Annotated in this window: 16 protein-coding genes; 8 read left to right on the top strand and 8 right to left on the bottom strand. The window is 50.9% G+C overall.

The annotated features are described in order from the left end of the window. The first annotated feature begins 106 nt into the window (after positions 1-106). A complete protein-coding gene (locus EBB54_RS14295; protein WP_125127908.1) occupies positions 107-1,015 on the top strand; it encodes a LysR family transcriptional regulator in 909 nt (302 codons plus the stop codon). Between the two features lie 103 nt (positions 1,016-1,118). Beyond that, complete coding sequence (locus EBB54_RS14300; RefSeq protein WP_125127909.1) at positions 1,119-1,466, top strand: arsenate reductase family protein; 348 nt, start codon at positions 1,119-1,121, stop codon at positions 1,464-1,466. Between the two features lie 221 nt (positions 1,467-1,687). Here EBB54_RS14300 and EBB54_RS14305 read toward each other — a convergent pair whose 3' ends face one another. Next, the gene (locus EBB54_RS14305; protein ID WP_125127910.1) at positions 1,688-2,740 is read right to left on the bottom strand and encodes a DUF1810 family protein; all 1,053 of its coding nucleotides are present in this window, start codon (positions 2,738-2,740) and stop codon (positions 1,688-1,690) included. 187 nt (positions 2,741-2,927) lie between these two features. On the opposite strand from EBB54_RS14305, the gene EBB54_RS14310 reads away from it, so the two are divergent. Continuing rightward, positions 2,928-3,146 carry a thioredoxin domain-containing protein gene (locus tag EBB54_RS14310; RefSeq protein ID WP_162307144.1) on the top strand — a complete coding sequence of 73 codons (219 nt, stop codon included), beginning with the start codon at positions 2,928-2,930 and terminating at the stop codon, positions 3,144-3,146. Here EBB54_RS14310 and EBB54_RS14315 read toward each other — a convergent pair. Continuing rightward, positions 3,143-4,534, bottom strand: a complete 1,392-nt coding sequence (locus EBB54_RS14315) for a sensor histidine kinase (protein WP_125127912.1) — start codon at positions 4,532-4,534, stop codon at positions 3,143-3,145. The two genes, EBB54_RS14310 and EBB54_RS14315, sit on opposite strands and share 4 nt — an antisense overlap. A 100-nt stretch (positions 4,535-4,634) precedes the next feature. After that, the gene (locus EBB54_RS14320; RefSeq protein ID WP_125127913.1) at positions 4,635-5,357 is read right to left on the bottom strand and encodes a response regulator transcription factor; all 723 of its coding nucleotides are present in this window, start codon (positions 5,355-5,357) and stop codon (positions 4,635-4,637) included. 263 nt (positions 5,358-5,620) lie between these two features. Between EBB54_RS14320 and EBB54_RS14325 the strand changes: the two genes are divergently transcribed. The 4 genes from EBB54_RS14325 to EBB54_RS14340 all read left to right on the top strand — a co-directional run bounded on the left by EBB54_RS14325 (position 5,621) and on the right by EBB54_RS14340 (position 8,204). Next, on the top strand, positions 5,621-6,376 hold the full coding sequence (locus EBB54_RS14325; protein ID WP_125127914.1) for an ABC transporter ATP-binding protein: 756 nt from the start codon (positions 5,621-5,623) through the stop codon (positions 6,374-6,376). After that, complete coding sequence (locus tag EBB54_RS14330; RefSeq protein ID WP_125127915.1) at positions 6,373-7,092, top strand: ABC transporter permease; 720 nt, start codon at positions 6,373-6,375, stop codon at positions 7,090-7,092. The genes EBB54_RS14325 and EBB54_RS14330 overlap by 4 nt, the downstream gene beginning before the upstream one ends. Further along, the gene (locus EBB54_RS14335) at positions 7,089-7,853 is read left to right on the top strand and encodes an ABC transporter permease (protein WP_125127916.1); all 765 of its coding nucleotides are present in this window, start codon (positions 7,089-7,091) and stop codon (positions 7,851-7,853) included. The genes EBB54_RS14330 and EBB54_RS14335 overlap by 4 nt, the downstream gene beginning before the upstream one ends. A 75-nt stretch (positions 7,854-7,928) precedes the next feature. Further along, positions 7,929-8,204, top strand: coding sequence for a hypothetical protein (locus EBB54_RS14340; protein WP_125127917.1), 276 nt, complete (start codon positions 7,929-7,931; stop codon positions 8,202-8,204). A 398-nt stretch (positions 8,205-8,602) separates the two neighbouring features. On the opposite strand, the gene ltrA is transcribed toward EBB54_RS14340, so the two are convergent. Next, positions 8,603-9,901, bottom strand: coding sequence for a group II intron reverse transcriptase/maturase (ltrA, locus tag EBB54_RS14345; protein ID WP_004070134.1), 1,299 nt, complete (start codon positions 9,899-9,901; stop codon positions 8,603-8,605). Between the two features lie 527 nt (positions 9,902-10,428). On the opposite strand from ltrA, the gene EBB54_RS32495 reads away from it, so the two are divergent. Continuing rightward, positions 10,429-10,551 (top strand): HTH domain-containing protein, encoded by a 123-nt coding sequence (locus tag EBB54_RS32495; RefSeq protein WP_408640799.1) that lies wholly within the window; start codon positions 10,429-10,431, stop codon positions 10,549-10,551. A 122-nt stretch (positions 10,552-10,673) separates the two neighbouring features. Here EBB54_RS32495 and EBB54_RS14350 read toward each other — a convergent pair whose 3' ends face one another. The 4 genes from EBB54_RS14350 to EBB54_RS14365 all read right to left on the bottom strand — a co-directional run bounded on the left by EBB54_RS14350 (position 10,674) and on the right by EBB54_RS14365 (position 13,656). After that, complete coding sequence (locus EBB54_RS14350; protein ID WP_125127918.1) at positions 10,674-11,132, bottom strand: NUDIX domain-containing protein; 459 nt, start codon at positions 11,130-11,132, stop codon at positions 10,674-10,676. A 105-nt stretch (positions 11,133-11,237) separates the two neighbouring features. Further along, on the bottom strand, positions 11,238-12,059 hold the full coding sequence (locus EBB54_RS14355; RefSeq protein WP_125127919.1) for an MBL fold metallo-hydrolase: 822 nt from the start codon (positions 12,057-12,059) through the stop codon (positions 11,238-11,240). After that, the gene (locus tag EBB54_RS14360) at positions 12,056-12,517 is read right to left on the bottom strand and encodes a DUF1810 domain-containing protein (protein ID WP_125127920.1); all 462 of its coding nucleotides are present in this window, start codon (positions 12,515-12,517) and stop codon (positions 12,056-12,058) included. The genes EBB54_RS14355 and EBB54_RS14360 overlap by 4 nt, the downstream gene beginning before the upstream one ends. Before the next feature lie 185 nt (positions 12,518-12,702). Then, on the bottom strand, positions 12,703-13,656 hold the full coding sequence (locus EBB54_RS14365; protein ID WP_125127921.1) for an ArsA family ATPase: 954 nt from the start codon (positions 13,654-13,656) through the stop codon (positions 12,703-12,705). Between the last annotated feature and the right edge of the window lies 1 nt (position 13,657).

A 13,657-nucleotide genomic window follows, 5' to 3' on the forward strand; every position in this document is an offset into this window, starting at 1 on the left:
CTCTTGATAATGTTTCCATATTTATAGTATGATGATCATGATAGATTGTCCAATTCATATTTTCCATAAAAACTATGCCGAATCGGAATACCACAGGGAGCAAAACATGCATTTTCAGGAATTGAATTATATCTTATGTATTGCAAAGCACCAAAATCTTACCAAGGCAGCCCAGGAGTTGTATATCTCCCAGCCGACCCTGACAAAGTACCTGCAGAGGCTTGAGCGGGAAGTGGGCGGAAAGCTCTTTGTACGCAGCGGAAACAGCTATACGGCAACTTATCTGGGCCGGAGGTATCTGGAGTATGCCAGGAAGATTTTGACGGTGGACCAGGATTGGAAGAAGGAATTGCAGGATCTGACATCCTACAATGAAGGGGAACTCAATATCGCATTCCCGCTGATGCGCAGCTCCTTCATGGTTCCCCAGATCATGGAGACATTCCACAGGCAATATCCGGGAATCCGGGTGAACCTGATGGAGGAAACCTATGCCATCCAGGAGAAGCTGCTTCTGGACGACCAGCTTGATTTTGCGATTTTCAACGAAGCGAAGCCCCATCCCAAGCTGGAATATGAGACGCTTCTGAAAGAAGAGGTGCTGCTGGTGATGCCCCGGGGGCACCCGTTGGCCGCCCTGGGGGAGAAAAAAAGTGGGAGGGAATATGCCTGGATCGACCTGCGGCTGCTCGGGCAGGAGCCGTTTATTCTGCATTTTCCGGAGCAGACCACCGGACAGATCGCACTGGAATTATTTGAAAAGTACGGCATCTGCCCGGATGTCCCCATACGCACAAGGAACACGGTAACCTGCGTAAAGCTCTGCCAGAAGGGAATGGGACTGTGCTTTATTCCGGAGACCTATCTGAAAAATATAGAGCTTCGGCAGCCCCCGCTTTGTTTTTCTGTGGGCAGAGAGGGAGCCTTCAGCACGCTTACGATCGCGTACCGCAAAGGCGCTTACCTTCCGGCCTACGCCCGGGATTTTATCCGGATCGCACGGGAGAAGCTTTGAGGGCCGGATGAGTGAACCGTTGGAGCGTTATGCCGGCCGACGGTTCTCTTGTCAAATATAATGCGTATTGTCAAACCATGAACTTTTAAGGAGGAAATGAAACATGCTGTTTGTAAATTATCCCAAATGTTCCACCTGCCAGAAGGCAAGAAAGTGGCTGAGTGAGCATCAACTGGAATTTGAGGACCGCGATATCAAGGGGCAGAACCCTACGGCGGCCGAATTGAAGGAGTGGCATCAGAAAAGCGGCCTGCCGCTGAAACGGTTCTTTAATACCAGCGGCATCCTCTATAAGGAGATGAACCTGAAGGAAAAGCTTCCCGCCATGAGCGAGGAGGAACAATATGGCCTGCTGGCCACCGACGGCATGCTCGTCAAACGGCCCATCGTAGTAACCGGGCAGACGGTTCTGGTCGGTTTTAAGGAAAAAGAATGGGAGAGCCTGATTTAGGATCGGCTTCTTCAGCCAAAAACTACTCTTTGGGGCTGCTATATCCGAGTTTTTTAACCTCTGATACAACAGCCCCGAACTGTTTCCTCCCCCTGCTCCTGCGCTTCACCAGCGCAAGGCACCACGATTCAGTCTGCTTTCTTGCCGCTTTCCATGAACTGGAAAAACATATCGCAGCTTTTTATATATATTCACGGCCAATAAAATTTACCTCGCACTCCCTATCCGATTCCATCTGCCACTTTCTGTATTTCCGAAAGATCAACGGCCAGCTCCCCTGCGAATATCTTTACCGGAACCGTCTCGTCCATTCCATGGATCACCGGGATATCGTCCGCTTCAAAATCATAGGTAATGACCCGGCCCTTGTCCAGATCAATCATCCAATATTCGCGCACCCCGGCCTTTTTATACTTCATCAGCTTCAGGAACATATCCTTTTCCCTGGTAGACGGGGACAGGATTTCCACGATAAAATCCGGCGCGCCCGCAACGCGCTTTTTGCCCAGCTTCTTCTTGTCACAGACAACGATCACATCCGGCTGCACAATGGTACGGTCATCCCGGTCAAGCTGTACGTCCGCAGGGGCGGCAAATACAGAACAGCCTCCCCCCCTTTTCCGGATAAAATTACGGATCTGAAAGGATAATTCCATGGAAACGGCCTGATGCCCCAGAGAAGGAGCCCACATTTCAAAAAACTGTCCGTCGATCAGCTCTACCCTTGTATCCTCCGGCAGTGCCTCATAATCCTCCACCGTATAATCGTGCCTCTCGCCGAAGCTATACTTTGGAGACGGCTCCCGGATGAGATCCGCATCCTTTCTCACCGTATACCGTCCTTTGTCCTTTTTTTCTTTTTCCAGAAAATCCAGGGTTAGCTTGTCCCGCTCCCCGGCAAAAAATTTGTCCAGTACCTGTCCGAATACCGGCTCTTCGCTTACCGCCTCAAATAAGGTCATAGAGGATTTCAGATTCATGTCGTCCGGCCAGCCGAACACCTCCCTGGCATCGCAGGATTTCAGACGGGTCAATTCCCCGGAGATCTCCAGGAGCCTGCCGCCGAGAAGTGGGTGATCCATATATGCTTTAGCCTCCGCCCGGTCTTGAACCGCATAATACTGCGCGGTGGGACTGTGCCCCAGCCCCTGGAGCTGGGGGAAAATGAACCACATCCAATGGCTGGCCTTGTGCCCGTTTCTGATCTCCAGCAGGGCCTGCGCGTAAAACGGCTCCTGCGCTTTTACAAACCGTTCTAAACCTTCGTTCTTCATGATGCTGCCTCTCTTTCCTGGATTCTGTATGTTAAGCGGAAAAATAGTATCTGTTTTTTCCTGTCCGGCCTGCTTACACATTCCATGTGCATTTCATTATATCATACGTCATCAGGAAATGCCTTCTTTTTTCCTTATTTTGTCCAACCTCCGGCCAAAACAGCAGCCATGGTCATGTGAGTATCTGTTGCAGGAACAAAGTCCATTTTTGACATATATTTCCCATTGTGATACGTTTCTGACCTTGCGGGCTTCCTGTACAATGTCCTCTAAAAACTTCCAGTTCACAACAGCACTTGATAAGGAGGAAATGAACCTGAAGGAAAAGCTCCCCGGCATGAGCGTGGAGGAGCAGTATGACCTGCTGCCACCGACGGAATGCATGTACCCAAGCTGGTTCCCCTAACCTTCCGCAGGCATCCCAAGGTTCACCGTAAATCCGCCGTACGCATTCCGTTCGATCTCCGCCTCCCCACCGTGGGCCGCCATGATCTGCCTGACGATGAGCAGCCCCAGCCCATGCCGCTGCTCCGTGGTTATCTCATCACAGACCATATAGTGGGGGCTGCGGCTGAGGGTTTCCATCTGCTCCTGGGATGCTCCCACGCCGTCATCGGCAACAGTAACCGTACATCTCTCATTTTCCATCGTTACGCGGACATAGATCGTGCATCCATGCTCATTGTGGTTGACGCAGTTCTGGATCAGATTGCTGATGGCCCGTTTCATCAGATCCGGATCCGCGCGGACCGGACAGACTGTCAGGTTTTCTTCTGTTTCCCATTCTATGGGATGCGTGCCGCTGATATCCAGATTCATGAAATCCACTACCACCTGCCGGACCACTGCAACCAGATTCACCTTCCGCAGATGGAAGGGCTGCATATTATACTCCAGCCTGGAAGCCAGATTCAGGTCGTTGATCAGGTTCCGCATACGCTCGCTCTGCTTTACGATGACCGCCGCCTTCTGACGTTCCCCGCCGGTCAGATGGGGATCGTCTCTCAGCTGGCCCGCATAGCCCATCACCATCGAAAGCGGCGTCCGGATGTCATGGGATACCCCTGCGATCCAGTTCGCTCTTGCCGTTTCCTTCCGCCTCAGCCGGCTGCTTTGAGACTGCAGGAGCTCCGAGGTTTTGTTGATACTCATGGCGAGCTCACAGAGCAGCCCTTTTTCCTTAATATAGACAGCCTCCCCTTCCGGCAGGGCCTGGATGCCGTCTATGATGGGCCTCACAGACCCAAGCAGCCTGGTATTCGCGGCCATATAGATCAGAAAAACCATTGCGGCATTTACTGCCAATACGGAAAGCATTGTTTTCGGCAGATTTGCAATAAACTGATAATCCCAGCTCGGCCACATATGCTTCCAAAAACGGTCCTTCGGATATCCCAGCACTGCCAGCCCGTCTTCTGCCTCCCCTGTAAATGTAGGATAATCATCAATATAGCCCCTGGTCAGACGCGCAATGTCTGAAGCCGAATAGGACATGGGCACCGTCTCCGGCAGGTCATCTGTCTGCCAGACTACCTGCATGGAAGCGTTATCTATGAAGATCGCCCAGGCATCCGACTCCTTTAGTTCCTGTGTGACCGCATCCGGCAAATGATATCCTTCCCCGTCGCGCCGCAGGCTTTCCGCCAGCTCCTGGGCGGTTTTCCAGGGATAGGCATTGGGCGTCGACGCGGACGCGATGATCCCCAGCAGCACAAGATTCAAAAGAAGCAGCAGGATCGCCGAAAGCACCAGGATTCCCACGAAACGCCGTATCAGCTTTGGTAAACTTTTCATATCAGACTATATTCCCTTCTTTCTGTAGTTGCGATTCCCAGCCACCTCACTCACATGCGCAAAAACAGCCGGCAAAGCCGTCTGACGATGCCGTGCGTCTTCATTTTTGCTTATGTGAATAGTAACCCTCTGTAATCAGTTTATACCCCAGCCCTTTCACCGTGATCAAAGATTGGGGATGGGAAGGATCGGCCTCAATCTTTTCCCGTATGCGGCGGATATGGGCCATCAGGGAATTTTCATATCCGAAAGGATTCTCTCCCCAGGCCGCTTCGCACAGGGAGTCGATGGTCACGATCCGGCCTGCGTTCCGGTACAGCGCTCCCAGGATTTCATATTCCTTTGCAGTCAATGCAATCTGTTTCCCATCCCGGACCACCTCCGCGCGGTCAAAATCAATCTCACAGTCCCGCAGCCTGACCAGATGATTTTCCCCCTGATAGCTCCGGCGGAGGATGGCTGTAATGCGGAAGATCAGTTCCTTCGGCAGAAAAGGCTTCACCACATAATCGTCCGCCCCCAGGCCGAACCCCCGGAACTTATCCTCATCCTCGCCCCGGGCTGTCAAAAACAGAACGGGGTATTCGCCTCCCCGCTTCAATTGTTCCATCAAGGAAAATCCGTCGCCGTCGGGAAGCATCACATCCAAAACGGCCAGCTCTGGCCGGAAGCTGTCGGACAACTCCAATGCTTCCCGGACTGTCCGGGCCGCCGCGATCTGCCAAAAGCCCTCTTCCTTTAAAATCGAGATCACCATTTCCAAAAGCTCCTGCTCGTCATCCACCAGGAGGATACGTTTCTTTTTCAAATATTCCAGATCCATAAGAACACCTTCTTTTTTATTGAGAGCACTCTATTGATATCAGCTATTCAGAGCACAGGTCGAACATCCGCCCTTTTTTTACTGACATTATAGCACACCCGCCCTTACTTTTCCTCATGTCCCGGGAAATGTAAGGTAAATGTAAGGCTGCGGGAATGTGGTTGTAAGGCTGCCCCTGTACAATAAAGAGGGCGGACAGTGATGGTTCACTGCACGAACACCTGTATTGAACAAGAAAACAGTTATGAAAGGAGCAAACTGCTATGTACATGATCGAAACGAAAAACCTGACCAAATCCTACGCGGATTTTACCGCCGTCGCCGGGATCAGCCTGCATATTCCCAAGGGCGCGGTCTACGGCTTCCTCGGCCCCAACGGCGCCGGCAAGTCCACCACCATGAAGATGTTTCTTGGGCTGACAGCCCCCACCGGCGGATCATTTCGGATCGGCGGGAAACAATTTCCGCGGGACCGGATGCGCATTTTAAAGGAGACTGGTTCCTTCATTGAAGCCCCCGCATTTTACGGCAACCTGACCGGTGAGGAAAATCTGGACATTGTCCGCAGGATCTTGGGACTGCCGAAATCCGCCGTCTCCGAAGCCCTGGAGCTGGTTGGGCTGAGCGCGCACAGGCACAGGCCTGCCAGAACCTACTCCCTGGGTATGAAGCAGCGGCTGGGGCTTGCCAGCGCTTTGATCGGGAGGCCGCCGATCCTGATCCTGGATGAACCCACCAACGGGCTGGATCCGGTGGGCATCCACGAAATCCGGACGCTGATCCGATCCCTGCCGGAACGATTCGGCTGCACCGTACTGGTGTCCTCCCATTTATTATCGGAAATCGAACTGATGGCGGACCGCATCGGCATCCTGAACCATGGGCATCTGCTGTTCGAGGGAACACTGGATGAGCTGAAATTCAATGCCGCTTCCCAGGGATTCCCCACCGATAACCTGGAAGAGACCTTCCTGGCCCTGATCGAATCGGATAACCTGCAGAGAGGAGGCGCAAGATGAGCTTTTATCTGGAATGCAAAAAAATGAAACGGACCGGACTGGTTCCCGCGTTTTTCTGCGGCGGTCTTCTGGCGGCGGCGGTTCCCGTCCTCAATATGGCCTTCCGTTCCGAAATGTATCTGGGGCTGGATGCCCCGCCCATCCAGATCCTGATGGAGGCCAACTGGCAGATGATGTCCATGCTCAACATCCTGCTGGTCACTGCGGGGGCATGCCTGATGTACCACACGGAATACGCGGACAACGCCATCCAGCGGATCTGCACCCTTCCGGCAAAAGAAAGCCGGCTGTTTTTCGGCAAATCCGCTTTCCTGTTTTTGATGTGCGCCGTCATTCTGGCCGTCGAAGCCGCCGGTATGGCGTTCTGTATCTTTCATTGGTTCGGGCACTTTGGAGGACTTTGGAGTGTTTTTAAAAGCTTCGGATATGCGTTTCTTCTGATGCTCCCCGCGGTCTTCGGCTCCCTCTGGATCGCCTCGGCCTGCCGGAATCTGTGGGTGTCGCTGGGGATCAGCGTGGTCTGTATCTTTACGGCCACCCTGCTGCCTGTGAAAAACTTTGCCTTATCGCTGTTTTTCTTTGCCATGCCCTTTCAGATCCTTGCGGATACTCCTCCGCAGGCTGCCCGCCGTTTTATGATCGCGGCTGTGGCCGAGCTGCTGGTCATTGCCGCCGGGGAACTTATTTTTCTAAAGCTAAGGAGGTCTTTCACATGAACTTTTTTTCACTCATCCGCATCGAAGCGAAAAAGCTGCGGCGCTCCAAAATCCTGTGGTTCCTGGCGGCCGCCGCCTTCCTGCTCTGGCTGCCCTCCGTCCTGAACTCCCATCTGAACTTCGAGATGCAGGCGGAAGGAATTTCCCCGGAGCACAATTTCCTGATCCAGGGCCTTTTGGGAATGTCCTGGTTCCTGTTTCCGGCCGGTATGGTGGTGAGTACGGTCCTGCTGAATCTGACAGAAGAAATGAATCACGGCATCCTGAAAATGCTGGCCCTGCCGGTCCGTCCGGCCCGGCTGTGCCTGGCAAAATTTGTGATCCTGGCGGTTCTGGCGGCGATCCAGATCCTGATCTCTGTGGGAATGTATTACGCAGGCGGAGCTATCGCTTCCTATACCCAGGATTATCCGCTGCTTCTGCCGCCCCTGTTCGTACTGAGGGAAGCAGGGCTGATCTATCTGGCCGCGATCCCGATGCTTTCGATTTTCTGGCTTCTGTCCGTCTGCATTCGGACGCCGATTTTTTCCATCGGAGTCGGGCTTGCTTCCATCGTCCCCTCTGTGCTGATCATCAACACAAAGGCGTGGTTCGTGTATCCCTGTTCCTATCCGCTCTTTGTGATCACGGCGGAATATGGAAAGCTGGCCGCCAATCTGAATACAGCGCCGGTGGAGCTTGTTCCGTGGCTTCCCGCCGCGGCCGGGATCACGCTCCTCTGTTTATTCATTTCCTGCCTTTGTTTCGGACGGGGCAGGTAAGGGAAGCTATAGAAAACATAATAAAACAGGCGATCTGTTTTCAGATCAGCTGCCTGGAACTGAAAGGAGATTTTTATGAAAGAGAAAATTTTAACCGCTGTCAGTACCCTGATGATCTTTATACCCTGGACGATCCTGCCGCTTCGGACCTTTGACTGGGCGCTGGAATCCCCTGCGGCAGAAATCATGATCTCCTGCTATGCGGGATTCATGATCTTTGGCGGGCTGTTTACGATTCTTTCTTATATGAAAGCAAGAGCGCGGAACAACCTGATGAAGGTATGCCTTGTGATCCATGGGCTGTATCTGGCAGGCGGGATTGCCGTGGTGGCTATGATGTTTTTATCATAAAACGATTCTCGGTGCCTTGCACATTGCTGCAAGGCATTCGGGCGGTAAAGCAGCGGTATCGTACACTTGCTGCACGGCATCCGGCCACAGTGATGGAGCGGCATCCAGCCCCCGGCCGACCTTCGGGCCGCTATCTGATCCGGGGATTTACCCACCGCGATATCCGAGAAAGCCTCTAGAACAAAAGTGCGCTTCGCACACTCCCGCGTTGTTACATTTTTAGCAGCGCAGCTTTTGTTCCGCGCGCGTAGCTGCGCATCCCCCGGAGGGTTTTTGTTCTATAGGAAAATTCGGAGAAGTTTGGTAAGTAGGTAAGTCCCTTGCGGGGCTTACCCCTCTCAGAACCGGACGTGCAGCTTTCCCGCATCCGGCTCCCTGCAAAGCTAATACATCTACAACTATCCGTATATACTGACATAGATACGTGGTCGGACGAGTGGGAATTGTCTCATCAATTCCTTATATCCTTCCTTTGTATAGCTTCTTCTCTGGCTTCTTCTATTCAGCCAGTAGAATAACCGGAACCATACTACATTATAGAATGAGTTCAGGCTTCTTGAATTGTCAGTAATTCCGTAGTAATGATAGTAACCAGTTAAGATTTCATTCAGCTTCTTTACTATCTGGTTTATGCGTAGAAATCTCATATCTCTTATCGTAGCATTTATTTCCTTGCTTTTCTTTGCTAGCTTTTTCTTACTGGTCTTCCTCTTCACTCTGAACTTTCCCGTTCTTCCATGCGAACAGTAATGCGTGAATCCGAGGAATGTAAAGGTCTCCGGTTTCCCGTCTCCACGTTCTTTCCGGTTCCTTTCTGCAAATCGGCCGAATTCTATCAGCCTCGTCTTTTTCTCCTCCATTTCCAGTCCAAAGTGCATCATTCTGCGCTTTAAATATTCATAGAACATCTCTGCGTCTGTTTTGTATTGAAAGCAGACTACAAAATCATCCGCATATACCACCAGCCCTGCGTACCCTTTCATGATCGGCTGCATTTTCTCCTTGAACCACCACACCAGTACATAGTGCATATATATGTTTGCGATTACTGGTGAGCAGACCGAACCCTGTCCGGCTCCTTCCTCTGTCTCTTCATATCTGTAATCTTCCATGATTCCGGCTTTTAACATCCGGCGTACCAGCCTGATGATATTTGGGTCTTTAATTCTTGATTCTATGAACTTTATTATCCATTCATGGTCCAAGTGGTCGAAAAATCCTTTTACATCCGCATCCAATACCCAGTTTGTCTTTTCTTTTTCCAGCATTCCGTTCAGCTTTCTTAATGCCTTATGACAGCTTCTCCCTGGTCGGAATCCCATCATTTCATCATAGAAATGTGGTTCGAACACTGCTTCCAGTACTCGTCTCAATGCTTCCTGCACCAGTTTGTCTTCATAGCAATAGATACTGAGCGGCCGTGTCTTTCCGTTTTCTTTCGGTATCTCCACTCTTTTTGCTGGCTTGGGCTTGTATGCTTTCTTCTTAAGCTTTTCCTCTAATTCTTCCAGATTTTCCTCCAGCCTTGCCCCGTATTCCTCTTTGGTTATCCCATCGGTTCCTACTGCTTTCTTTCCGTCCATTTCCTTGTGGCACTCTTTTAATAATTCCTTATTTATCAAATGCCCTATGGACGTAAATACCATGTCTGGATGTTCGCCTGATAGTTGTGATATTCTCGCCAATTTCGTTTCCATAGCTCCTCCTGTCTCTGCGTACAGTCTATGTTTCCTCCTTGATATGACTTTGCATGGCTAGCCTGCGAGGACAGGCATTTCTCGACTTCCACTGTATGTTTTACCGTGTACTATTCGGCCATCCGACTTCTGCTGGCCATTTGCGGTTCTCCCTTCGACAGTTGTTCCGCATACCTGATGTACGCAACTCATCTGGAACCAGACAGACCTCCTCCAGTTGACTTGAAATCCTTGATTGCATGACCAACCTCAAAACTCCGGGGAAGCAACTGTATTCTCGCTCTTAGTGACTACAGTTATGTTGCTTTCAGTGTATAGGAGCACCTCTGCCTTCCCACTTTCATTTTCATATCGAAGCTATGTGCAGTTATGCCCTGCAATCTCGCTGTCTACGCTTAGCAGACAGCATCTCTGCTGTCCACCCAAGACTCGCTTGGTGCGGTATAGCTTGTACCTTACACCGTAGGACTTTCACCCACCGAATTCCAAGCCCTTAGCTGGGCGCACCCTATAGAATAAAAAAGGGGCTGTCTGTACAGTCCTTTTTGCTACTTTATGTTGAAAAATATCACATATCTAAGAAAGCGGTTGCTGCTATGGCTGGTGTAGAAACAAAAGACATTGAAAGACTTTTATTAAACACGCAGTAGGTTTGCTGTAATATTCAAATAAAAAGAGTTTGGGCAAGTTTTCCTCAATCTTTGTATCTTCCGCAAAAACGAATGAGTTCCGTAAATATCCACCCTTTAATTTGGCTTACCACAAATTATGCTCATAATCTATGAATATTGTATACTTGCTCAACCGCCCAGATTTGATGAGGTAAAAATAATTTTTCTTTGATTTGCTCAAAAGTCAACCACACCAAATAGTGGTCAGGTTCAGTTGGTTCTGATACAATATCTCCAATTTCCATGTAATAGAAATAGCCGACACCATGAAAATCTGTTTTTGTTTGTTCTATCAAATGATAATAATCACCTTTGCATACAAGCTCTTTTGGCATTACAGAAAGGCCGGCTTCTTCCAATGTTTCTCTAATAATACAATCAATATGACTTTCATTGTTTTCAATACCGCCGCCAAGCAAAAAGTAACCTTTTTCTCCATTATACAAATGGGTCATTGCGACAGGTATTTTATCATCATACGAAAAACCAATACCATATGCACCAGTTCGTTCCTTGTATATCGTATTAGACTTTTTTATGCCAAACGTTTTTTCTAACAAAACAGCACCCTCCTGTTATTATTCCTAATAGAATACCACAATCACATTTATGTTTCTTTGTTCATCTGCATCTGGTAAATGAGTGCAGCAGTCTCTCCTGCCTTTTTATAACAAAATTTGATCCCCGGAATGCATGTACCCAAGCTGCTCCCCCATGATCTCCCGCATCATCTGAAAAGCCGCATTCCCGGTGCAGTGCCCGGTATAGAACCGTGTCCCCATCCCCCGGAGCTCCTTTGCCGCATCCCGGATCAGTTCCCTCTCATCTGCTTCATACCCGGTCTGTTTCATCATGTGGAAACCGCTGATCACAACATCCGGATCGCCCCCATACAGTTCCCGGAAGCGGTCCAGAATATTCAGGATTCCGTTATGCGCACACCCGGAGACCAGAACCTTCTTCCCCTCTGCCTCCGCCACGATGTACTGCTCATGGTCAAAGGAATCCTGCCGGAAACCCTCCTCTGTTTTTCGTTTCAGAGTCAGGTTGCTTTTCGGCCATTTCCTCCTGCCCGTCACGCCGGAAAAAACGGAGATCTCCCTGTCAATCCTGCATCCGTCCTCCAAAAGGACAACCTGGGGCAGTTTGGGGATTCTCTGATCAATGCCGATATATTTTTCCCGGCCGTCCTTCAAATTGTAATAGTCATGCAAGGCCCGGGCATGTATATAGATCTTCGCATCTTGGTTCCTCTCTGCAAAGGACAGGATTCCGCCGGAATGGTCATAGTGGCCGTGGCTCAAAAATACGAGATCAATACCGTTCAGATCCACCCCCAGCCTCGCGGCATTCTCCCACGTCTTTTCAGAGGCCCCCGTATCCACAAGAAGCCGATGCCCCGGCGTCTCTATATAGACGCTGAATCCATGCTCCGCATATACGTCGTTTTTTCCGGTCGTATCTTCCATTAAATTGATGATTTTCATAAGCTCCGCCTTCCTGCCCCTTGATCCGCCTGCCCGTTCTCTTTTTTCAGAAAATCCAGAGTAAGCATATCCCTCTCCCCGGCAAAAAATTTGTCCAGCACCCGGCCGAATACCGGCTCATCGCTGACCGTCTCGAATAAGGTCATGGAGGATTTCAGCTTCATGTCGTCCGGACTGCCAAACACCTCCCTGGCATTACTTGATTTCAGCCGGAGCAGTTCCTTGGAAATCTCCAGAAGCCTGCTGCCAAGAACCGGATGGGCCATATACGCCTTTGCCTCCGCCTGATCCCGAACCGCATAATATTGTGCGGTGGGACTGTGTCCCAGTCCCTGGATCTGCGGAAAAATGTACCACATCCAATGACTCCTCTTCCGCCCGTTTTGGATCTCCTGCAGAGCCTGTCCGTAAGACTGTTCCTGTGCTTTTACAAATCGTTCTAAACCTTCGCCCTTCATGAAGCCGCCTCCCTTTTCTGATACTGTATCTTTACGAAGCCTGTCTGAAAAAAACAAACCGCCTTTTCGCTGCTCATCCTTTTTTGAAAATGCAGATACATGACCTGCCCGCGCATCCCATATACAGTTTATTATATCATACATCCTCTTGGACTGGCCTTCTTTTTTTCTCATTTCAGATCATTTCAGAGGGCTGCCGGGTCCATCTCTCCATAAAGCAGCTTCGCCGCGCTGCTCAGCGCGTCCACCCCCTGCAGTTCATGATCCTGAAGCTCCAGAGTGAGCACCGGAATCCCCCTGGAGCGTTCCGTCCACTCCCGCAGATTCTCCTCCTGCCGGGCGATCCACGCCTGGAAATAGCCCTCCAGCGCCTGGGGCGGGTAAATCCGGTTCAGGATCAGCGCATCCACCCGATATCCCTGCGAACAAAGGCAGTCCAGCAGATGCTCTGCCTCCCGCATCACGATTTTTTCCGGCGTGGCGACGATCCGCAGGCTGACCGCCAGACGGTTGTTCATCAATTGTTCCAGGCGTTCCAGTTTCTCCACCAACCGGGTCAGCTCTTCAAATACGTCCTCCCTGGGCATGGGAATTTTTGTAATCCTCTCCATGGCCGGCCCTGCCATATGCACTGCCTTTTGCTTCAGCGGCAGCACAGTCCGCAGAATACCGCCGAACCGCTCCGGCAGTTTCAGCATGGAAAGAGTTTCTCCGGTGGGCGCGCAGTCAATGACCAGTACTTCATAGAAAGTCTGCAGAGCGCACTGGGAATCCGCCTCATAAAAATCCAGGATTTTGAAGAGGGAGAACAACTCCTCCAGTCCCGGAAATACCAGAAGCTCCTCGGCTTCGAGCCCGCCCTGGGCATGGCTGGCCAGCAGCCTTTTCAGGTATCCCTGCAATCTGCCCCATGCCTTTTCGCTTTCGCTGACCACATTGATTTCCAGCGCATCCAGATTTTCCCTGACCTGCAGGGGGTCCTCCGTCAGCTTCACCCCGAAGGCGTCGCCCAAGCTATGGGCCTGGTCCGTGCTCATCACCAGCACCTTTCTCCCCTGTTCCGCCAGACGGCAGGCAGTTGCCGCTGCCACGCTGGTCTTTCCCACTCCGCCTTTTCCCGTAAAAAATAGGATTCTCATG

Source organism: Schaedlerella arabinosiphila, from assembly GCF_003885045.1.
GTDB lineage: Bacteria > Bacillota > Clostridia > Lachnospirales > Lachnospiraceae > Schaedlerella > Schaedlerella arabinosiphila.